The 19,029-nt window shown below is 68.6% G+C and carries 18 protein-coding genes; 12 read left to right on the plus strand and 6 right to left on the minus strand.

Annotation, left to right across the window (positions count from 1 at the left end):
* Positions 1-76: 76 nt before the first annotated feature.
* On the minus strand, positions 77-883 hold the full coding sequence (locus AC06FE_RS00280) for an FHA domain-containing protein (RefSeq protein ID WP_132864146.1): 807 nt from the start codon (positions 881-883) through the stop codon (positions 77-79).
* A 116-nt stretch (positions 884-999) separates the two neighbouring features.
* Here AC06FE_RS00280 and AC06FE_RS00285 point away from each other — a divergent pair, with 116 nt between their 5' ends.
* From AC06FE_RS00285 to AC06FE_RS00300, 4 genes are all read left to right on the plus strand, one after another.
* Positions 1,000-1,275, plus strand: a complete 276-nt coding sequence (locus AC06FE_RS00285) for a polyhydroxyalkanoic acid system family protein (RefSeq protein WP_132864147.1) — start codon at positions 1,000-1,002, stop codon at positions 1,273-1,275.
* 74 nt (positions 1,276-1,349) lie between these two features.
* Positions 1,350-1,817: a phasin family protein gene (locus AC06FE_RS00290; protein WP_132864148.1), complete on the plus strand. Its 468-nt coding sequence runs from the start codon at positions 1,350-1,352 to the stop codon at positions 1,815-1,817.
* A gap of 183 nt (positions 1,818-2,000) precedes the next feature.
* Entirely contained in the window at positions 2,001-2,792 is a 792-nt protein-coding gene (locus AC06FE_RS00295) for a YggS family pyridoxal phosphate-dependent enzyme (protein WP_478071929.1), read from the plus strand.
* Positions 2,793-2,919: 127 nt separating this feature from the next.
* The gene (locus tag AC06FE_RS00300) at positions 2,920-3,948 is read left to right on the plus strand and encodes a restriction endonuclease (RefSeq protein ID WP_478071930.1); all 1,029 of its coding nucleotides are present in this window, start codon (positions 2,920-2,922) and stop codon (positions 3,946-3,948) included.
* Positions 3,949-4,063: 115 nt separating this feature from the next.
* Here AC06FE_RS00300 and hutC read toward each other — a convergent pair whose 3' ends face one another.
* Complete coding sequence (gene hutC / locus AC06FE_RS00305; protein WP_478071931.1) at positions 4,064-4,792, minus strand: histidine utilization repressor; 729 nt, start codon at positions 4,790-4,792, stop codon at positions 4,064-4,066.
* 32 nt (positions 4,793-4,824) lie between these two features.
* Positions 4,825-6,195, minus strand: a complete 1,371-nt coding sequence (locus AC06FE_RS00310) for a formimidoylglutamate deiminase (RefSeq protein WP_478072353.1) — start codon at positions 6,193-6,195, stop codon at positions 4,825-4,827.
* A gap of 61 nt (positions 6,196-6,256) precedes the next feature.
* On the opposite strand from AC06FE_RS00310, the gene hutI reads away from it, so the two are divergent.
* The 5 genes from hutI (at position 6,257) to AC06FE_RS00335 (ending at position 14,285) form a co-directional block, all read left to right on the plus strand.
* Entirely contained in the window at positions 6,257-7,462 is a 1,206-nt protein-coding gene (gene hutI, locus AC06FE_RS00315; protein WP_478071932.1) for an imidazolonepropionase, read from the plus strand.
* Between the two features lie 33 nt (positions 7,463-7,495).
* On the plus strand, positions 7,496-9,040 hold the full coding sequence (gene hutH, locus AC06FE_RS00320; protein ID WP_478071933.1) for a histidine ammonia-lyase: 1,545 nt from the start codon (positions 7,496-7,498) through the stop codon (positions 9,038-9,040).
* A 352-nt stretch (positions 9,041-9,392) separates the two neighbouring features.
* Positions 9,393-10,244: an N-formylglutamate deformylase gene (gene hutG / locus AC06FE_RS00325; RefSeq protein WP_132864155.1), complete on the plus strand. Its 852-nt coding sequence runs from the start codon at positions 9,393-9,395 to the stop codon at positions 10,242-10,244.
* The gene (gene hutU, locus AC06FE_RS00330; RefSeq protein WP_478071934.1) at positions 10,241-11,908 is read left to right on the plus strand and encodes a urocanate hydratase; all 1,668 of its coding nucleotides are present in this window, start codon (positions 10,241-10,243) and stop codon (positions 11,906-11,908) included. Before hutG ends, hutU begins: the two co-directional genes overlap by 4 nt.
* 142 nt (positions 11,909-12,050) lie before the next feature.
* Positions 12,051-14,285, plus strand: a complete 2,235-nt coding sequence (locus tag AC06FE_RS00335) for a CocE/NonD family hydrolase (RefSeq protein ID WP_478071935.1) — start codon at positions 12,051-12,053, stop codon at positions 14,283-14,285.
* A 28-nt stretch (positions 14,286-14,313) separates the two neighbouring features.
* On the opposite strand, the gene AC06FE_RS00340 is transcribed toward AC06FE_RS00335, so the two are convergent.
* Positions 14,314-14,883, minus strand: coding sequence for a TetR/AcrR family transcriptional regulator (locus AC06FE_RS00340; protein ID WP_446540507.1), 570 nt, complete (start codon positions 14,881-14,883; stop codon positions 14,314-14,316).
* Positions 14,884-14,963: 80 nt separating this feature from the next.
* On the opposite strand from AC06FE_RS00340, the gene AC06FE_RS00345 reads away from it, so the two are divergent.
* Complete coding sequence (locus AC06FE_RS00345; protein ID WP_132864159.1) at positions 14,964-15,506, plus strand: thioesterase family protein; 543 nt, start codon at positions 14,964-14,966, stop codon at positions 15,504-15,506.
* Between the two features lie 29 nt (positions 15,507-15,535).
* On the opposite strand, the gene AC06FE_RS00350 is transcribed toward AC06FE_RS00345, so the two are convergent.
* Both AC06FE_RS00350 and AC06FE_RS00355 read right to left on the minus strand, forming a co-directional pair.
* Positions 15,536-15,952 carry a DoxX family protein gene (locus tag AC06FE_RS00350; protein ID WP_478071936.1) on the minus strand — a complete coding sequence of 139 codons (417 nt, stop codon included), beginning with the start codon at positions 15,950-15,952 and terminating at the stop codon, positions 15,536-15,538.
* Positions 15,953-16,138: 186 nt separating this feature from the next.
* Complete coding sequence (locus AC06FE_RS00355; protein ID WP_478071937.1) at positions 16,139-16,651, minus strand: L,D-transpeptidase family protein; 513 nt, start codon at positions 16,649-16,651, stop codon at positions 16,139-16,141.
* A 140-nt stretch (positions 16,652-16,791) separates the two neighbouring features.
* On the opposite strand from AC06FE_RS00355, the gene AC06FE_RS00360 reads away from it, so the two are divergent.
* Positions 16,792-17,775 carry a hypothetical protein gene (locus AC06FE_RS00360; protein ID WP_478071938.1) on the plus strand — a complete coding sequence of 328 codons (984 nt, stop codon included), beginning with the start codon at positions 16,792-16,794 and terminating at the stop codon, positions 17,773-17,775.
* Positions 17,776-17,970: 195 nt separating this feature from the next.
* On the plus strand, positions 17,971-19,008 hold the full coding sequence (locus tag AC06FE_RS00365) for a GGDEF domain-containing protein (RefSeq protein ID WP_478071939.1): 1,038 nt from the start codon (positions 17,971-17,973) through the stop codon (positions 19,006-19,008).
* The last annotated feature ends 21 nt before the right edge of the window (positions 19,009-19,029 follow it).

The raw sequence follows: 19,029 nt of genomic DNA on the forward strand, positions 1-19,029 counted from the left end.
GGGGACGCAGAAAAAGTTGCATCTGCACCCAATTGGATCGCCGCCAAGCCGGCCAGGGCGCGGCCGGCGCGTGGGCTCAGCGGGCGCCGTACAGCAGCAGGGCGCTGATCGCCGCGCCCAGCAACAGGGCGCTGAGCAGCAACCAGGGCCAGCGCCGCGGACGCCGCGGCGCGGCGGTGGCGGCCGCTTCGGCCGGTTCGGCCGGCGCTTCCTCTTCGACCGCAAGCACCGCCGCCAGGCTTGCGGGGTTCAGCGGCATTTCCAGCACGAAGCGGTGCCCGCCGTCGAACACGACCTGGTCACCGGCCTGCAGCCAGCAGTTGCGTACCGCCACACCATTGACCAGCGCCCCGTCGGCCGAACCGAGGTCGCGCAGCAGCACCTTGTCGTCGTGGCGCTCGAAGCGGGCATGGCGTGCGGTGAAGGTAGGGTCGTCGATGACGATGTCATTGGTGGCTTCGCTGCCGATGCCACGGGACCGATCCAGGGTGAAACTGCGGCCATGGTGGCGGCCACCGACGCCGCGCAGCAGCACGCGCTGGTCATCACCCGGCTCGGCGACGGCCTCGGGCACCTGCCCGGCCGGCTCGCATTGGCCGCGCAGCAGCATCTCCGCCCCGTCGGCGTAGACCGAATCACCGGCGCGCAGCTGCGCCATCCGGCGCACCGGGCGGCCGTTGACGTGGATTCCGCGGACGCCATTGGCGACCTGCAGCCAGACGCCGCGCTGGTCCACGCAGAACTGCGCCAGCAACATCGGACCGACGCTGTCATCGCCCAGCCGGACCTGCCCGGATGCATGGCGCACGATGCGCTGGACGCCCGGACTCAAGGGCTGGTCGGGCTGCTGGCGGTTGCTGAAATGGACTTGCAGGATAGGCACCGCGGCAGACTAGCAGGTCGGCCTGCCGCGCAGAAGGTGCCACGACGCCCGGAGCAGGCCACGCAGGTCCTACAATGCCCTCCCTTCAACCCGACGCCGTATCGCAGGAACGCTTCATGTCCACCATCGACATCCGCCACGCCCACAGCCTGTCCGAAGACAACGCCCGCTCCGCCATCGCCGAAGTGGCGCAGAAGCTGCAGGAGCGCTTCGACGTCACCACGCGCTGGGAAGGCCAGGTGCTGCACTTCGCCCGTTCCGGCGTGGAAGGCGGCATCGAACTGCTGCCCGGCGCGGTGCGGGTCAAGGCTGAACTGGGCTTCCTGTTGTCCGCGATGAAGGGCATGGTGGAATCGGAAATCCAGCGCGTGCTGGCCGAAAAGCTCGGCTGAGCCTCCATCACGCCAAGCACGCATCCCACTCGTTACGGTGTTGCCCAAGGTTTCGTCCCTACAGGAGCACCGTCATGAGCGCATATGAACGTCGTCCCGGTGACGACGGCGGCAGCAGCCCCGGCCTGCAGCACCAGGCCGAGCGCATCGGCCGCAGGATGACCGAATCGGCCCAGCAGGTCTGGCTGGCCGGGCTGGGCGCATTGGCCCGGGCACAGAACGAAGGCAGCCGCCTGTTCGATTCACTGGTCAAGGAAGGCGAGGCCGCCGAAGAGCGCAGCCGCGAGGAGTCCACGCGCGGCGAAAGCCTGCGCGACACCGTGGAGAACACCCTGGGCCAGGCGCGCGAGCGCGCCGCCGGCACCTGGGACCGGGTGGAGAAGAACTTCGAGGACCGTGTGCACCGGGTGCTGCGCCGGATGGACATCCCCAGCCGCTCGGACATCGAGGCGCTGAACGAGCGCCTGGACGCGCTCAACCGGCGCCTGACCAAGGCCGAATCGCGCGCCGCGCACGCCGCTTCGCCTCCGCATGAAGATTGATGTTGCATAGCAGCAAAAGTTGCGCAAGAATCCATTGACCCGCCAGCAGTACCGCGCCGTTTGTCTCCCTCCCCTCACGGCTCCGGATGGCGGGTTTTTCATGCCTGCGCTCCGGGAAAGATGCCCCGCGGGACGGTAAAGGCGACAATGGTCGGCCCGGCCGATCGCGCCATGAGAGCCGCCATGCAGACCCCGCTGTCCGACACCCCCACCCGCCACGACCAGCATGGCCGCTACCCGCGCGCCGAAACCGTAGAGGACTTCCGCCACAACCTGGAGGCCATCCAGACCCGGATCGATGCCGCCTGCGCGCGCGCCGGCCGCGACCGCGGCAGCGTGCGGCTGTTGCCGGTCAGCAAGACCATCGACGAGGCCCACATCCGCCTGGCCTACCAGGCCGGCTGCCGCCTGCTGGGTGAGAACAAGGTGCAGGAAGCCCACCACAAGTGGGAGGCGATGCAGGACCTGCACGACCTGCAGTGGTCGGTGATCGGCCACCTGCAGACCAACAAGGCCAAGCTGGTGGCGCGCTTCGCCAGCGAGTTCCAGGCCTTGGACAGCCTGCGCCTGGCCGAGACCCTGGACCGTCGCCTGCAGCTGGAAGGCCGTTCGCTGGATGTCTACGTGCAGGTCAACACCTCCGGCGAGGACAGCAAGTTCGGCCTGGCACCGGCCGATGTCCCGGCCTTCCTCCAGGCCCTGCCGCAATTTGGCAGCCTGCGCGTGCGTGGCCTGATGACCCTGGCGCTGTTCTCGGCCGAGGCCGAGCGGGTACGCCGCTGCTTCATCGAACTGCGCCAGCTCCGCGACCGCCTGCGCCAGCAAGCGCCTGCCGATATCACGCTGGACGAACTGTCGATGGGCATGTCCGGTGACTTCGAGATCGCCATCGAGGAAGGCGCCACGGTGGTCCGCGTCGGGCAGGCCATCTTCGGCGCAAGAACGGTGCCGGACAGCCGCTACTGGCCGGGTTGAGCACGCGCGCGGGCAGCGTCCCCGGCAGCGCCCTGACGGCTTTCGCAAAAGCTGAAATTGGCCCTTCTTACGGTCATGAAGGAAGCTAGACTGAGGCCCCCTGTCTTCCGTTCCCTCGGGTAAATCGATGTTTTCCTGGATCCTGGCCCTGGTGCTCGCGCTGTTGATCTGGAGCCTTGCGGCCGCCTGGCTGTGGTTGGTCAAGCGCCGGGAAACCGAGATGAAGCATGGCCTGGCCGCGCTGGCCGGCATGCGCTGGCGCGAGTTCTCGCAGATCGTCCGTTCGGCGATGGCCGAGCGCCGTGGCCTGGTTGCCCTCAATGCCAGCGATGACAGCGAACGCGGCACCAGCAGCGACTTCCTGCTGCAGCGGGACGGCGAGCGCTGGCTGGTGTCGTGCAAGCACGGACGCGCGTATCGGTTTGATGCCTCGGCCGTGCACGAACTGGGCGCGGCGATGCGCCTGACCGGTGCGGTCGGCGGCCTGCTGCTGACCGAAGGCCAGGTGGACCGCGAGGGCGTGACCGAGGCCGGGCGGCAATCCATCGAGGTGATCGACGGGCGCGACCTGTGGCAGTTCCTCAAGCCCTACGTGCCGGACGAAGTTCGCGAAACGGTCACCGGCTTCGCGCGCCGCGAGGCCGTGCGCCACACCGGCATTGCCGGGCTCGCCGCCGTCACCCTGGGCCTGCTGGTCAGCATGGGCTACCTCACACTTCGCGACGAAGGCGCCAGCGGGGCGGCCATGCCGCGCAGCGCACCGGCAGCGTCGGCGGCGGCACGCGAAGGACACCCGAAGCCGACCGGCAACGGTGCCGAAGCCGCGGCGCCGGATGCCGCAACGCCCGCTGCCGCAGCCACTCCGGTGGCCAGTGCCAACCCCGGCGACCTGGTCGCCGATCCCGACCCGCAGACGCTGCTGCGTTACCAGCAGTCGGTGTCCAAGGCATTGGCGCGCACCCCGGGCGTGGTCAGCGGCATCTGGCAGACACGCAGCACCCTTGCAGTGGAACGCAGTGGCGAGGATGCGGCGATCTGGCCATTGATCTGCGCCGAGCTGGAACGTTTCCCGGCGCTGCGTACCACCCGCGTGCAGCTCAACCCGCGTCCCGGCGTCGATGAGCCGGTGCGCTGGCGGCAGTGCCGCACGTTCTGAGCCGTAGGCGCGGCCCTGGCCGCGCGGCGGGGACACCCCTCCCGAGCGGGATCAACGGCGATGGCAGGCATTCGCCAGCGCGCTGAGCGTCGCGGTTCCGCGGCCGAAGCCGCCCCTACCGGTTGCCGGGCGCGAAGCGGGCGATCAGGTCGTAGGCATCGCCCAGGAACTTCTGTCGCACCCAGGTGATGGGCTGTTCGCCGCGCCAGGTCTGGCGGTCGATGGTCAGGCAGGCGGTACCGGCCGGCACCTGCAGCAGGGCGGCTTCCTCGGCGGTGGCGGCCACCGCGCTGATGCGATGCTCACCACGCGTCCAGGACACGTTCTGCAGCAGCCAGCTGCCCGGCGGCTGTACCGAGAAGTCCACTTCCAGCGTTTCGGGGACGGCCTCGGGATTGATCAGGCGCCGCTCCAGCGCCAGTGGCTTGCCGTCGGCCAGGTGCAGGCAGCGCATCGCCAGCAGCTTGCCGGTACCGACCAGCGCCAACTCCTCGACCTGTCCTGCGCGGGCCTTGCGATGGGCGTGCTCCAGCAACTGGAAGCCATAGGCATGACCGCGCTGGATGACCGACACCGCGATGTCCGGGATCTCCAGCGCCACGTGTTCCAGGTGCGGCGGCTGGCGCGCCACGAACGAACCGGCGCGGCGGCGGCGCTCGATCATGCCGCTCTCGGCCAACGTGGTCAGCACCTTGTTCACCGTCATCCGGGAACACCCGTACTGCTCCATCAACTCATGTTCGAAGGGAATGCGGTAGCCCGGCTCCCACTCGCCGCTGAGGATGCGGCTTTCGATGTCACTGCGGATGCGTTGGTTGAGGGTGGGAGCCTTCTTGCTCTTCACTCGCGATTCCTGAAATGGGCAACACCGTGTCGTCAGGCCAGTATCCGGCCGAGGGCGGCGCGGTAGCGCAGCGTGATCGCGTCGCGATTCACATGGCGTCCTGCCCGTACCAACTCGCGACCGTTGCGCCAGACGCTGCGGAGGGCGCCATTACGTGCGGCGAACAGCCAACTGTCAAGCAAGGCATCCCCCTGTCGACCCTGCAGTGCCGGGTGTTCCGGATCCAGTTCGAGCAGGTCGGCCGGCGCGCCCGCCTGCAACCCGCTGGCCACGCCCAGCACCTGCGCCGCGCCCTCACCGGCCTGCTGGTACAACCAGCGCCCGGTGGAGAACACGCCCGGCGACAACACGTTGCGCCCCCGCAACGCCAGGCGCTGGCCGTACTCGAGCAGACGCAGTTCCTCGGCTGCATCGATCAACACGTTCGAATCCGAGCCCACCCCGAACCGGCCGCCGGCCTGCACGAAGTCGCGCATCGGGAACAGGCCGTCGCCCAGGTTGGCCTCGGTGATCGGGCACAGCCCCACTACCGCTCCGCTGTCGGCGATCTGCTGCACTTCCCGCGCGGTGACGTGGGTGGCATGCACCAGGCACCAGCGCGGATCGACCGCGACGTGGTCGTACAACCACTCCACCGGGCGCTGGCCGCTCCATGCCAGGCAGGCGTCGACCTCGCGGGTCTGCTCGGCGATATGGATGTGGATCGGACCCTGCCCCATCGCCGCCAATGCCTGCAGTTCCTGCGGGGTGCTGGCGCGCAGGCTGTGCGGGGCCAGCCCGAGTACGGCATCGGGCGTGCCGGACAGGGCGCGCTGACAGCCTTCCAGCAAGCGCGCGAAGCCATCCACGTCGTGCAGGAAGCGACGCTGGCCCGGCGTCGGCGCCACCCCGCCGAAATCGCTGTGCGCATAGAAAACCGGCAGCAGGGTCAGGCCCAGCCCGGTCTCGGCAGCGGCGGCGGCCACGCGCGCGGACATTTCCGCCGGATCGGCATAGCCGCTGCCATCCTGGGCGTGGTGCAGGTAGTGGAACTCGCCGACGCGGGTGAAGCCGCTTTCCAGCATCTCCATGTAAGCCTGCGCGGCGATGGCCTGGAAGTCGTCCGGGTCGAGCCGGTCGAGGAAGCGGTACATCAGCTCGCGCCAGCTCCAGAAGCTGTCGCCCGAGCGCCCGCCCACTTCGGTCAGGCCGGCCATCGCGCGCTGGAACGCATGGCTGTGCAGGTTGCCGAGCCCGGCCACGACCGTGCCCAGCCGCCGGTCCCCGTCCTGCGCCGGCACGCCTGCCGTCACGGAAGTGATGCGCCCGGCCTGGCTTTCGATGCGCACGTCATGCGCCCAGCCATCGGCCAACAAGGCCTGCTGGGCATGGAAATGAACCGGTTGCGATGAGGATGGGGTGATCACTGGACACTCTCCGTTTTCGGTCGTTATTGTATATACAAATTCACCGGGATGAGTGCCCATGCGCTGCGACACGCTCTGGCAGAACGCCAACCTGATGACCCTGGACGATGCCAGCGGCGGCCTGGGCGTGGTCCGTGACGGCATGATCGCCGCCACCGAAGGTCGCATCGTATACGCCGGCCCGGCCAACACCGCCCCGGCATTCATACCGGCCGAGCGCATCGATTGCGGCGGCCGCTGGATCAGCCCCGGGCTGATCGACTGCCACACCCACCTGGTCTACGCCGGCAACCGCGCCGGCGAGTTCGAGCAGCGCCTGCAGGGCGTGAGCTACGCCGACATCGCCCGGGCCGGCGGCGGCATCGTCTCCACCGTGCGCGCCACCCGCGCCGCCGACGATGCCGGGCTGATCGCCGCCTCCCTGCCCCGACTGGACGCGATGCTGGCCGAAGGCGTGACTACGATCGAGATCAAGTCCGGCTACGGCTTGAGCCTGCCCGACGAGCGCAAGCAACTGCGCGTGGCCGCCGAACTGGGCAGGCTGCGCAAGGTGGAAGTGGTGCCGACCTTCCTCGGCGCGCATGCGGTGCCGCCCGGCCACGAGGCACAGGCCTACATCAACGACGTCAGTGCAGTGATGATCCCGGCCATCGCCGCCGAAGGCCTGGCCGAGGCCGTGGACATCTTCTGCGAGAACATCGCCTTCTCCACGGCACAGGCGCAGCAGGTGTTCGAGGCCGCACGCGCGCACGGGCTGGCGATCAAGATCCACGCCGAGCAGCTGTCCAACCAGCATGGCGCCGAACTGGCCGCCCGCCACGGTGCGCTGTCCGCCGACCATATCGAACACCTCGACGATGCCGGCATCGCCGCCATGCGCACGGCCGGTACCGTCGCCGTGCTGTTGCCGGGCGCGTTCTACTTCACCCGCGAAACCGTGCTGCCGCCGATCCAGAAACTGCGCGACGCCGGCGTGCCGCTGGCCCTGGCCACCGACAGCAACCCCGGCACCTCGCCGCTGACCAGCCCGCTGCTGACCATGAACATGGGCGCGACCCTGTTCCGCCTAACCGTGGACGAATGCATCGCCGGCTTCACCCGCGAAGCCGCCCGCGCGCTGGGCCGCAGCGATCGCCTCGGCAGGCTGGTCGCCGGCATGGACTGCGACCTGGCCATCTGGGACATCGAGGCACCCGCCGACCTGGTCTACCGCATCGGCTTCAACCCCTTGCATGCCCGCATCTGGCGCGGGCAGGCCGCCTGACACCACGCACTACAACGCACGTTTGGAGCATTCATGAGCACCACCCTGACCCTTCTTCCCGGCCACGTCCCGCTCGCGCAGTGGCGGCAGATCTACCGCGGCGCCAACGTGCAGCTGGACGCCTCGGCGCAGGCCGCCGTGCAGCGCAGCGCGCAGGTCGTGGCCGACATCGTCGCCAGGGGCGCGCCGGTGTACGGCATCAACACCGGTTTCGGCAAACTGGCCAGCGTGCGCATCGAGCGCGAGGACCTGGAAACCCTGCAGCGCAACATCGTGCTCTCGCACGCCGCCGGCGTGGGTGAGCCGATGCCGGTCAACGTGGTGCGGCTGATGATGGCGCTCAAGCTGACCAGCCTGGCGCAGGGTGCCTCGGGCATCCGCCCGGAAACGCTGGCGCTGCTGGAAGCCATGCTGCAGAAGGATGTGGTGCCGGTGGTGCCGAGCCAGGGTTCGGTCGGTGCCTCGGGCGACCTGGCACCGCTGTCGCACCTGGCCAGCGTGATGATCGGCGTGGGCGAAGCCTTCGTCGGTGGCGTGCGCATGCCGGCCGAACAGGCGCTGCAGCAGGCCGGCCTGGCACCGCTGGTGTTGGGCGCGAAGGAAGGCCTGGCCCTGCTCAACGGCACCCAGTACTCCACCGCATATGCGCTGGCCGGCCTGTTCGAGATCGAAGTCGTGTTCCAGAGCGCGCTGGTCACCGGTGCGCTGTCGGTGGAAGCGGCCAAGGGTTCGGATACCCCGTTCGACCCCCGCATCCACCGCATCCGCGGCCAGCGCGGGCAGATCGCCACCGCCGCTGTGCTGGGCCAGCTGATGCAGGGCTCGGCCATCCGCGAATCGCACCGTGACAACGACGTGCGCGTGCAGGACCCGTACTGCCTGCGCTGCCAGCCGCAGGTGATGGGCGCGGCACTGGACGTGATCCGCCAGGCCGCGACCACGCTGGAAATCGAAGCCAATGGCGTGTCCGACAACCCGCTGGTGTTCACCGATACCGGTGAGGCGTTGAGCGGCGGCAACTTCCACGCCGAGCCGGTGGCCTTTGCCGCCGACATGCTGGCCATGGCGATCTGCGAGATCGGCTCGATCAGCGAGCGCCGCACCGCGATGCTGGTGGACCCGGCGTTGAGTGGCCTGCCGGCGTTCCTGACCCCGAAGCCGGGCCTGAACTCGGGCTTCATGATCCCGCAGGTGACTGCCGCGGCATTGGTGTCGGAGAACAAGCAGCGCGCCTACCCGGCCAGCGTGGATTCGATTCCAACCTCGGCCAACCAGGAAGACCACGTATCAATGGCCGCGCATGGTGCACGCCGCCTGATCGCGATGGCCGAGAACGCCGCCAACGTGATCGGCATCGAGCTGCTGGCCGCCGGCCAGGGTTGCGACTTCCATGCGCCGCTGCGTTCGAGCGATGCACTGGAAGGCGTGCGTGCGGTGCTGCGTGCGCAGGTGCCGACGCTGCAGGACGACCGCTACTTCCACCCGGACATGGTCGCCGCCACCGAGTTGGTGCGCAGCGGCGCGCTGCTGGCGGGCCTGGGCGTGCAGTTGCCGGGCGTGGATGTGGCTGGCAACTGACCTGACGTCATGCGGCATTGGGTTCACATGGGGGGTTCTATGCGCTTTCGCTTCAGTGCAAAGCGCTGCCCTCATCTGCCCTTCGGGCATCTTCTCCCGCAGGCGGGAGAAGAGACGGCATCGGCTTTCCGCGCAGTGTATGACATAGCCGTGCGGCCAGCGCTCGCAGCAAACCCTTCCCTTCTCCCGCAAGCGGGAGAAGGTGGCGCGCAGCGCCGGATGAGGGCGCTTTTCAGCTTCACTGCAAAAAGCTCCCCTCATCTGCCCTTCGGGCCTCTTTCCTCGCACGCGGGAGAAGGGATAACGCATTCCCACACGCTTCATCGTTCTGCCCTGCCCTCTGGAGTCCTCCATGACCCACTCGCCTGACTGGCTGCAGATTCACCGCGGCGATGCCCCGTTGATCGTCAGCTTCCCGCATACCGGCACCGAACTGCCCGACGCGCTGGTCGGCCACTTCGTATCGCCATGGCTGGCCCGCCGCGACGCCGACTGGTGGGTGCACGAGCTGTACGCCTTCGCCAGGGAGCTGGGCGCCACCACGGTGCGCACCGCGGTCTCCCGCTCGGTGATCGACGTCAACCGCGACCCCTCCGGCGCCTCGCTGTACCCGGGCCAGAACACCACCGGCCTGTGCCCGACCACCACCTTCGACAACCAGCCGCTGTACCGCGACGGCCATGCACCGGACGAGGCGGAGATCCAGCGCCGCCGCCAGACCTGGTTCGACCCGTACCACGCCGCGCTGCGCGCCGAGATCACCCGACTGCGCGCCATCCACGGCACCGTGGTCGTCTACGACGCACACTCGATCCGCTCGCTGATCCCGCACCTGTTCGACGGCGAACTGCCGCAATTCAACATCGGCAGCGCCGGCCCCAGCGGTGCGCCGGACACGTCCTGCGACAACGCGCTCACCGACGTGGTCGAGAACCTGTGCGCGATCAGCGGCCTGGGCCACGTCCGCAACGGCCGCTTCAAGGGCGGCTGGATCACCCGCCACTACAGCGACACCGCCGGCGGCGTGCATACCCTGCAGATGGAGCTGGGCTGCCGTGGCTACATGCACGAGCCCGCGCCGGCCGATGTCGATGAGCACAGCTGGCCGACCCCGTACGACCCCGACCACGCCGCACCGGTACGCGACACCCTGAAACAGATCCTTCGCGCCTGCCTCGATTTTGCTTCCCGGAGAAACGCATGACCCGTCACGATCCTTCCCGCAGCCCGCGCGCGCCGCGCGGCAACACGCTCAACTGCAAGTCCTGGCAGACCGAGGCCCCGTTCCGCATGCTGCAGAACAACCTCGACGCCGAAGTGGCCGAAGACCCGACCTCGCTGGTGGTGTACGGCGGCATCGGCCGCGCCGCGCGCGACTGGGAGAGCTACGACAAGATCCTGGAAACGCTCCAGCGCCTGGACGACAACCAGACCCTGCTGGTGCAGTCGGGCAAGCCGGTCGGCGTATTCCCCACGCACCCGGATGCACCGCGCGTGCTGATCGCCAACTCCAACCTGGTGCCGCACTGGGCCAACTGGGAGCACTTCAACGAGCTCGATAAGAAGGGCTTGATGATGTACGGCCAGATGACCGCCGGCAGCTGGATCTACATCGGCAGCCAGGGCATCGTGCAGGGTACCTACGAGACCTTCGTGGAGATGGGCCGCCAGCATTACGGTGGCAGCCTGGCCGGCAAGTGGATCCTCACCGCCGGCCTCGGCGGCATGGGCGGCGCGCAGCCGCTGGCCGCATCGCTGGCCGGCGCCAGCAGCCTGACCATCGAATGCCGCCAGAGCAGCATCGACTTCCGCCTGCGCACCCGTTACGTCGACGAGCAGGCCACCGACATCGACGACGCGCTGGCGCGCATCGCCAAATACACGGCTGCCGGCGATGCCAAGTCGATTGCCCTGCTCGGCAATGCCGCCGAGATCCTGCCGGAGCTGGTGCGCCGTGGCGTGCGCCCGGATTGCGTCACCGACCAGACCAGCGCGCATGACCCGGTGCACGGCTACCTGCCGATCGGCTGGAGCGTGGAGCAATGGCTGGCCGAGCAGCAGGCCAACCCGGAGAAGGTACGCGACGCCGCCAAGGCCGCCATGCGCGTGCACGTGGAGGCGATGCTGGCCTTCCATGCAGCCGGCATCCCGACCGTCGACTACGGCAACAACATCCGTCAGATGGCCTTCGATGAAGGTTTGAAGAATGCGTTCGACTTCCCGGGCTTCGTGCCGGCCTACGTGCGCCCGCTGTTCTGCCGTGGCGTTGGCCCGTTCCGCTGGGTGGCACTGAGCGGCGACCCGGAGGACATCTACAAGACCGATGCCAAGGTGAAGGAGATCATCGCCGATGACCCGCACCTGCACCGCTGGCTGGACATGGCCCGCGAGCGCATCAGCTTCCAGGGCCTGCCGGCGCGCATCTGCTGGGTCGGCCTGGGCCTGCGTCACAAGCTGGGCCTGGCCTTCAACGAGATGGTCCGCAATGGCGAGCTGAAGGCACCGGTAGTGATCGGCCGCGATCACCTGGATTCGGGCAGCGTCGCCTCGCCCAACCGCGAGACCGAGTCGATGAAGGACGGTTCGGATGCGGTCTCGGATTGGCCGCTGCTCAACGCCATGCTCAACGTCGCCGGCGGCGCCACCTGGGTGAGCCTGCACCACGGCGGTGGCGTGGGCATGGGCTACTCGCAGCACTCCGGCGTGGTCATCGTCTGTGACGGCAGCGAGGCCGCTGACCAGCGCATCGCCCGCGTGCTGTGGAACGACCCCGGTACCGGCGTCATGCGCCATGCCGATGCCGGCTACGACATCGCGCTGGACTGCGCCCGCGAGAAGGGCCTGGACCTGCCGGGCATCCTCGGCTGATCGCCACACCTTCACTTCCGTAGCGATGGAAACCATGCCCCCTCCCGTCCACGGGAGGGGGCATCTGTTTTCGGGCGCAACGCCGCTCGGGCGCGCCGTCCGTCGATGTGCTATCAAGCAGCACCTTCGTCGGGTAAACACCATGCGCAGCCTGCTCACGTTGCTGTTGATGCTGTTCGCGGCTTCGGCCTACGCGGCCAACGACGACATTGTGCTGCCGGCCGGCTGGGAGCAGCGCCTCGATACGACCGTACCGGCCCTGGCCCGGCAGGCATTGGCGCGCTACGACACGCCCGATGCGCAGCAGCGGCTGGGCACGGTGTTCCGCCTGCAGTTGGCCGCCGGCAGGTATGCCGACGCCATCACCAGCATCCAGGCGCTGCGCCGCCTGCGCAACGACCCACCCAACCAGCCGCCGTTGTTCCTGCAGTACGAGATCCATGCGCGTGCGCGGCAGGCGCAGACCGAGTATCGGCAAGCGTTCGCGCAGGCATGGCCACAGGCCTTCGCCGCCCGCTTCGCCGAGCTCGACGACCGCAGCGCGCAGCAGGCCGGCGTTGCCTTCGGCGGTTACCTGCCGCGCATGCGCCAGGACCTGGACCAGCGCATCGAACACGCACGTGGCAAACGCAGCCTCCCCCTGGACCAGGCCATCGAACTGGTGCGTGCCTGGCAGGTCCACGACAGCTACGCCGCCTTCCAGCCCCTGTTCGCCGCGGCACAGGCCGCCGACGACGCACGCCGTTACCAGGTCGAGCGCGACCTGTTGATCGCCACCCCGGACGGCGCCCGCGTGTCCGCGCTGCTGGTGCTGCCGCGCCACGCCGCCACTCCCCTGCCCGCACTGCTCACCTTCACCGTCTACGCCAACGACGATTGGGCCTGGGACGACGCCCGCAAGATGGCCGCCCACGGCTATGCGTCGGTCGTGGCGTACAGCCGCGGCAAGGGCCGCAGCCCGGATGCGATCGTGCCGTTCGAGCACGATGGCGGCGACGCGGCGGCGGTGATCGACTGGATCGCCGCGCAACGCTGGAGCGATGGCAGGGTCGGCATGTATGGCGGCAGCTACAGCGGCTTCACCCAATGGGCCGCGCTCAAGCAACGCCCGGCCGCGCTGAAGGCCATCGCCACCTCGGCCACGACCGCACCCGGCATCGATGTCCCGATGGAAGGCGGCGTCTTCCTCAACTTCATGTACGCCTGGCCGTTCTATACGGCCAGCAATCGCAGCCTGGACGATGCCAGCTACGGCGACAGCGCCCGTTGGCAGCGGCTCGACCAGCAGGCCTACCGCGGCGGTGGCCGCTACCGCGACCGGCCCGCCATCGATGGCACGGCCAACCCGGTGTTCAGCCGCTGGCTGCAGCACCCGCGCTACGACGCCTGGTGGCGCGCGATGATTCCGCAGGGCAGTGCGTTCGCCGACATCGACATCCCGGTCCTGGCTACCACCGGCTACTTCGATGGTGCGCAGATCGGCGTCCTGCACTACTTCCGCAACCACCTGCAGCACCGCCCGAACGCCGACCATACCCTGCTGATCGGCCCCTACGAACACTTCACCATGCAGACCGGGCTGCCGCCGGTGGTGCAGGGCTACACGCCCGACCCCGGCGCCCGCATCGACCTGCAGGCAATGCGGCTGGCCTGGTTCGACCACGTCTTCAAGGGCGCGCCCACGCCCGCCCCGCTCGCCGGGCGCGTCAACTGGCAGGTCATGGGCGCCGACACCTGGCGGCATGCCGACACGCTGGAAGCCATGGCCACGCGCAGCCAGCGCTACTATCTGCACGCCGGCGCCAATGCCGCGCACCGGCTCGATGCGGCACCGTCCAACGGCCCACCGGCGATCCAGCGCGTGGACTTCAGCGACCGCAGCGACGCCGACTGGCAGCCTTCGCCGAACGTGTTGAACCCCACGCTGGACCCGCACGCCGGGTTGATATTCCGCAGCGACGTGCTCACGCACGACCTGGAATTGGCTGGACCGTTCAGCGCCGACCTGTACTTCACCCTCAACAAGGCCGACGCCGACCTCAGCATCGGCATCTACGCGCAGGGGCCTGCAGGCCAGTACTTCGACCTGGCCTATGCGCTGCAGCGCCTGAGCCAGGCCGATGACCGCAGCCAACGCCACCTGCTGCAGCCCGGCCAACGCAGCCACGTGCGGATCCATGACACCCGCCTGCTCGGCAGCCGCCTGCCCGCCGGCAGCCGCATCGTGGTCACCGTCGGCGTGCTCAAGCAACCCAACGTGCAGCTCAACCTCGGCAGCGGCAAGGAACCCGCCGACGAGACCCTGGCCGACGCCGGCGAGCCGCTGGTCATCCAGTGGCACGGCGACAGCCACGTGACCCTGCCGATCCGCGATTGATCCGCATCCGGCCAGGACGCGGGCGAGCTCAGCGCAACAAGGCTTCCAATCGCTCGACCACCCGGTCGAACGCGGCGATGTCACGCGTGGCCCGGCTGATCGCCACCGCGCCTTCGACGCTGGCGATCAGCATCGTCGCCAATGCCTGCGCCTGGACCGGCGCATGGCCTTCGCCGATGAACGCTTCGGCCAGGCGTCGCTCCCACGCCGTGAACGCAACACCGGCCGCTTCCCGGGCATCGTCGGCGCCGCCGTCGATGGGCTCTTCCACCGCCGCGGCAAGTACCGGGCAGCCCACGTGGAAGTCGGACTTGAGCAGGCGTTCGCGCCATAGCGCCAGGAAGCGCGAAACGCCGCTGACCACGCCCTCGCGCAGGACCTCGTCGAGCATGGCGTCGATGCGGCTGCCGGCCAGGGCGGTCGCTTCGGCCAGCACCTGCTGCTTGCCACCGGGGAAATGGTGATAGGTCGAGCCAAACGGCGCCTCGGCACGCTTGGTGACCTCGCGGATGCTGGTGGCATTGAGGCCATAGGTCGCCAGCATGTCGGCGGCGGTGCTGATCACGCGCTGCGGGGCATCGGTGGGACGGCGGCGCATCGCGAGGTCCTTGCTATGACGGGTGTCATAGCTTAGCGTACGCGCGTTATGACAGTCGTTATAAAAGGTTTGCCCACGCCATGAATCTCTGGTTCCGTCTGCTGCACCTGCTGATCTGTTCCTGGTTCCGCCCGCGCCTGCAGGCCCCCACCGGCGTGTCGCGGCTGCAGTTCCGGGTGCTGCCCAACGACATCGACCTGAACCTGCACATGACCAACGGCCGTTACTGGACGATCTTCGACCTGGGCCGGCTGGACCTGGTGCTGCGCACCGGCCTGGGCAAAGTGGCGATGCGCCGCAAGTGGGCGCCGATCGCCGGCGCCGGCACCATCCAGTTCCGGCGCGAACTCAAGCCATTCCAGCGCTTCACCCTGGAAACGCGCATGGTCGGCTGGGTCGGCGGCCGCATCCTGATGGAGCAACGCGTGCTGGTCGGCGACGACGACAAGGTAGCCACCCGCGCCCTGCTGATCACCGGCATGTACGACCGGCGCGGCCGACGCTTCGTCACCGGCGAGGAAGTGCTGCAGGTGCTGGGCGTGCAGGACGTGGCATCGCCCCCGTTGGGCGCGGCGGCGCAGGCCCTGCTGGCCGCCGACGCCGCACTCAAGCTGGAGGACTGAGCAGGCCCGCGCGCGCCTGCTCCTGCCACTCAGTGGCTGCGCGTCAGTGCGTAGCGCCCGCCGCCGGTAACGGCCAGCAGCAGCAGGCCACCGCAGATGGCGACGTTCTTGAAGAACTGGATCGTATTGAGGTCGCGCGCTTGCCCCTCCATCGACCAGAACCCATGGCCCATCACGGCCGTACCCAGCGTGAAAAGAACGAACAACAGTGCCAGCGGCCGCACCCACAGGCCCACCACGATGGCCGCGCCGACGAAGAACTCCATGAACACCGACACCGCTGCCGCCAAGGTGGGAAGCGGTGCATGCAGCGATGCCATGTAGGCCACCGTTCCGGCGAAGTTCGTCAGCTTGGAAAGCCCTGACATGATGAACAAGACCATCAACAGGATGCGCGCGGCCAGGATGATTGCATCGCGGTTGCGCTCGACGAGACCGTCCATCATCGGATCCCTCCAGGCGGGAGTTGGGATGGGGAGCACAGCATGCACCCGCACCGGGCGCGATTGCGACACGGCCCGGCACGCCTGGCCGGTATACCCCGCTTCACCGGCAGGCACCGTGATGAAACCGGCACCGTGGCCGATTCAAACCCCGCCGTTCCCCCGCCGCCTGCAGACAGTGCCCGCCGCTCACGGCACGATCCGGATCGGCACCGGCACATCCACCACCTCCCACAGCGCATCCATCTGCGCATCGGTCAGCGCGATGCAGCCATCGGTCCAGTCATGCTGCTGCAAGGCCGCGGCCGGCAGGGGCGACTGATTCGGCTGGCCGTGGATCATGATGTCCCCTCCCGGGGACACGCCGCGCCGCTGCGCATCGGCACGGTCCGCGGCATTCGGGTAGGAGACATGGATCGAACGGTGGTAGCGGCTGTTCGGGTTCTTCCAGTCCAGCATGTACACCCCTTCCGGCGTGCGTTTGTCCCCCTCCTGTTGCTTGTGCCCGGCCGGCACCCGCCCCAGCGCGATCGGGTACTGCAGCAACAGCGTGCGGCCACTGAAGACGAACAACTGCCGCTCGGACTTGTCCACGTAAACAAACGTGGCCTTTGGTTGCGCTGCCTCGACGTCGTCGGTGGCCGCAGCCGTACCCACCATGGCCAGCATCGACGCCAGGCAGGCGTTGCTTCCCTTCAGCACGTGACACCCCTGTTGAACGTTGCCTCTGAGCCTACCCGACGACGCGTCGGTACGCCGCCATGCGCCGGCGGGGCCGGTGACGGGCGTCATGGCCTATGCCAGACTCCGGCCACTTCGTCAGGATGACCGCAGGACGGCAGATGATTGTTCCGGAGTATTGGGCCGAGGCCCGCAGGCAGGTCCGCCATCGCCGCCGCAGCGTCACCGTCCGCCGCTTCGGCTGGTCCGAGCTCAGCCTGGAGGCCGCCCAGGCGCATGCCGAGGCGCGCGTGCAGCAGGCCATGGACGCCATCCTTGCCGGCGAATCACTGCCGCGCCGCGAGCGCCGCACCCACTATGGCGTGGAAGGCGTGCCCATCCGCGAACAGGTCGTTGCACGCGAGGGCGAAGATGTCATCACCCGCAACAGCTACGGCGCGCTGTGCCTGAACACCCCGGACGTGCTGTTCGCCGACATCGACCTGGAAGAGCCTCCCTCCGGCTGTGTACTGCCCTTGTTGCTGTCGGCGGCCTGCTGGCTCGGGGTGATGGCCATCGTCGGCGTCAACGCGAACAACTGGTGGATAGGCGCCGCAGCCGCCACCCTCGCGCTGGTCCTGCTCAACTGGCTGGTGGTAGCGGTCAGGCGCGTGCGCTTCAACGCCAATGGAGGCGCCCAAGGGCGCGCGCTGGCCAGGCTGGAGCAGTTCTCACGGCAACAACCGGACTGGACGCTGCGCACCTACCGCACGCCGGCCGGTTTGCGGGTGCTGGTGATGCACGCGGTGTTCGATCCGCAGGACAAGGCGGTCCACCAGTTCTTCAAGGCGGTCCACGCCGATCCGCTGTATGCCCGCATGTGCCGCCTGCAGCACTGCTTCCGCGCGCGTCTTACTCCCAAGCCATGGCGGATGGGGATGAAAGCCCGCATCCAGCCACGCGTCGCGGCGTGGTCAGCCGAGCAGGCCAACCGCCCGGACCGGTTGGCCTGGATCGCCGATTACGAGCGGCAATCGCCGGGCTTCGCCGCCTGCCAGTACCTGCGGACGTTCGGTGATACCGTGCGCGTCCATCCACGCGCCGCGCAGGTGCGAGCACTGCACGATCGCTACAGCCGGGCCGAAAGCCGCCTGCCGCTGGCCTGATCGGGTTTGCGCAAATGGGCCGGCGCGGCGTCCGGACGGTGAAATCCGGCTTCACGCGACGCTGCCGAACACGCCTTGAAAAGCGCCGCCGTGCGTCCATATCGGACATGAACGCGGCCGTGGTTGGTCAGTAAATGACGCCCTTCCGGGGCGTTCCTGCACAAAGCAATCCGACGCCTGACCATGTGTATCCGGGTGAAGGAAATCCGCCACGGCCGCTGCTATGTTGCCGCCGCCATGCACACCCCCGGCCCTCCCGTCCAGCACGTTCCCGACCTGCCGCAGGCGCTGCGCAGCGTACCGCTGCGCACGATCGCGCCGACCTCGGCGCTGGTGCTGGTGTTCTTCAGTGCCTGGCTGGCTGCCGACCGGCGCCTGCCGGAACTGGCCATCAGCCTGCTGCTCACCGCTGTGGCCGTGGCAGCCACGGTCCTGGCCCAGCGTCGAAGGCTGGACATCGCCGGGGTGCTGGCCGCCCTCGCCAATGCAGGCGGCTGCCTGTTGGCGGCGTGGGTGCTGCAGCATTCGGCGCTGGCATGGACGTTCCTGGTCCTGATCAGCAACTTCTTCATCGTCCGCTACGAGGTCGCCGCACCGGTCAACCTGGCATTGGTCGTCGGGCTGTTGCTGCAGCCCGGGCTGCTGCTCGCGCCGATCCAGCCGCAGGCGCTTGCCGTCATCGTGCTGACCTTCGGTTTCGGCCATCGCTTCTCGCGGCGCCTGCAGGGCGACCGCAGCCGCCTGGAGCAACTGGCCTCGCTCGATGCCCTCACCGGCGTGCCCAACCGGCGCGCGCTCGAACGTACCCTCAGCCAGCAGATCATCGGCCAGCGCGAGAGCCGCTTCCGGCACGCGCTGGTGGTGCTGGACATCGACCACTTCAAGGACGTCAATGACCGCCACGGTCACGCCGCCGGCGATGCCGCCCTGTCTGACCTGGCCGCCATCCTGCGCTTTGAACTGCGCGACCGGGACCAGGTGTTCCGCTTCGGTGGCGAGGAATTCGTGATCCTGGCCGAGACCGGTACGCGCGAAGCCCTGGAATGCTTCACCGAACGGATCCGCAAGGCGGTGTACGAGGCACTGCGGGGCCCCGACGGCCGCATCACCATCTCCCTGGGCGGGGCGATGTATGCCGGCGAACAGCGCTGGCAGGACTGGTTCGCGCGCGCCGATGCGGCGCTGTACGAAGCCAAGCGCAAGGGACGCAACAGCGCGGTCATCGCCGGCTGACCTGCCGCGGCGCGGTTGCAG

This window comes from Stenotrophomonas sp. Steno-C18, assembly GCF_056393195.1.

What these genes read in the sequence shown, in the direction of transcription:
- AC06FE_RS00300 (WP_478071930.1), top strand. Translation starts at nt 2,920, where the DNA reads ATGTTTTCCTGGATCCTGGCCCTGGTGCTCGCGCTGTTGATCTGGAGC.
- hutH (WP_478071933.1), top strand. Translation starts at nt 7,496, where the DNA reads ATGAGCACCACCCTGACCCTTCTTCCCGGCCACGTCCCGCTCGCGCAG.
- AC06FE_RS00295 (WP_478071929.1), top strand. Translation starts at nt 2,001, where the DNA reads ATGCAGACCCCGCTGTCCGACACCCCCACCCGCCACGACCAGCATGGC.
- AC06FE_RS00360 (WP_478071938.1), top strand. Translation starts at nt 16,792, where the DNA reads ATGATTGTTCCGGAGTATTGGGCCGAGGCCCGCAGGCAGGTCCGCCAT.
- hutI (WP_478071932.1), top strand. Translation starts at nt 6,257, where the DNA reads ATGCGCTGCGACACGCTCTGGCAGAACGCCAACCTGATGACCCTGGAC.
- AC06FE_RS00345 (WP_132864159.1), top strand. Translation starts at nt 14,964, where the DNA reads ATGAATCTCTGGTTCCGTCTGCTGCACCTGCTGATCTGTTCCTGGTTC.
- AC06FE_RS00340 (WP_446540507.1), bottom strand. Translation starts at nt 14,883, where the DNA reads ATGCGCCGCCGTCCCACCGATGCCCCGCAGCGCGTGATCAGCACCGCC.
- hutG (WP_132864155.1), top strand. Translation starts at nt 9,393, where the DNA reads ATGACCCACTCGCCTGACTGGCTGCAGATTCACCGCGGCGATGCCCCG.
- AC06FE_RS00290 (WP_132864148.1), top strand. Translation starts at nt 1,350, where the DNA reads ATGAGCGCATATGAACGTCGTCCCGGTGACGACGGCGGCAGCAGCCCC.
- AC06FE_RS00285 (WP_132864147.1), top strand. Translation starts at nt 1,000, where the DNA reads ATGTCCACCATCGACATCCGCCACGCCCACAGCCTGTCCGAAGACAAC.
- AC06FE_RS00350 (WP_478071936.1), bottom strand. Translation starts at nt 15,952, where the DNA reads ATGATGGACGGTCTCGTCGAGCGCAACCGCGATGCAATCATCCTGGCC.
- AC06FE_RS00335 (WP_478071935.1), top strand. Translation starts at nt 12,051, where the DNA reads ATGCGCAGCCTGCTCACGTTGCTGTTGATGCTGTTCGCGGCTTCGGCC.
- hutU (WP_478071934.1), top strand. Translation starts at nt 10,241, where the DNA reads ATGACCCGTCACGATCCTTCCCGCAGCCCGCGCGCGCCGCGCGGCAAC.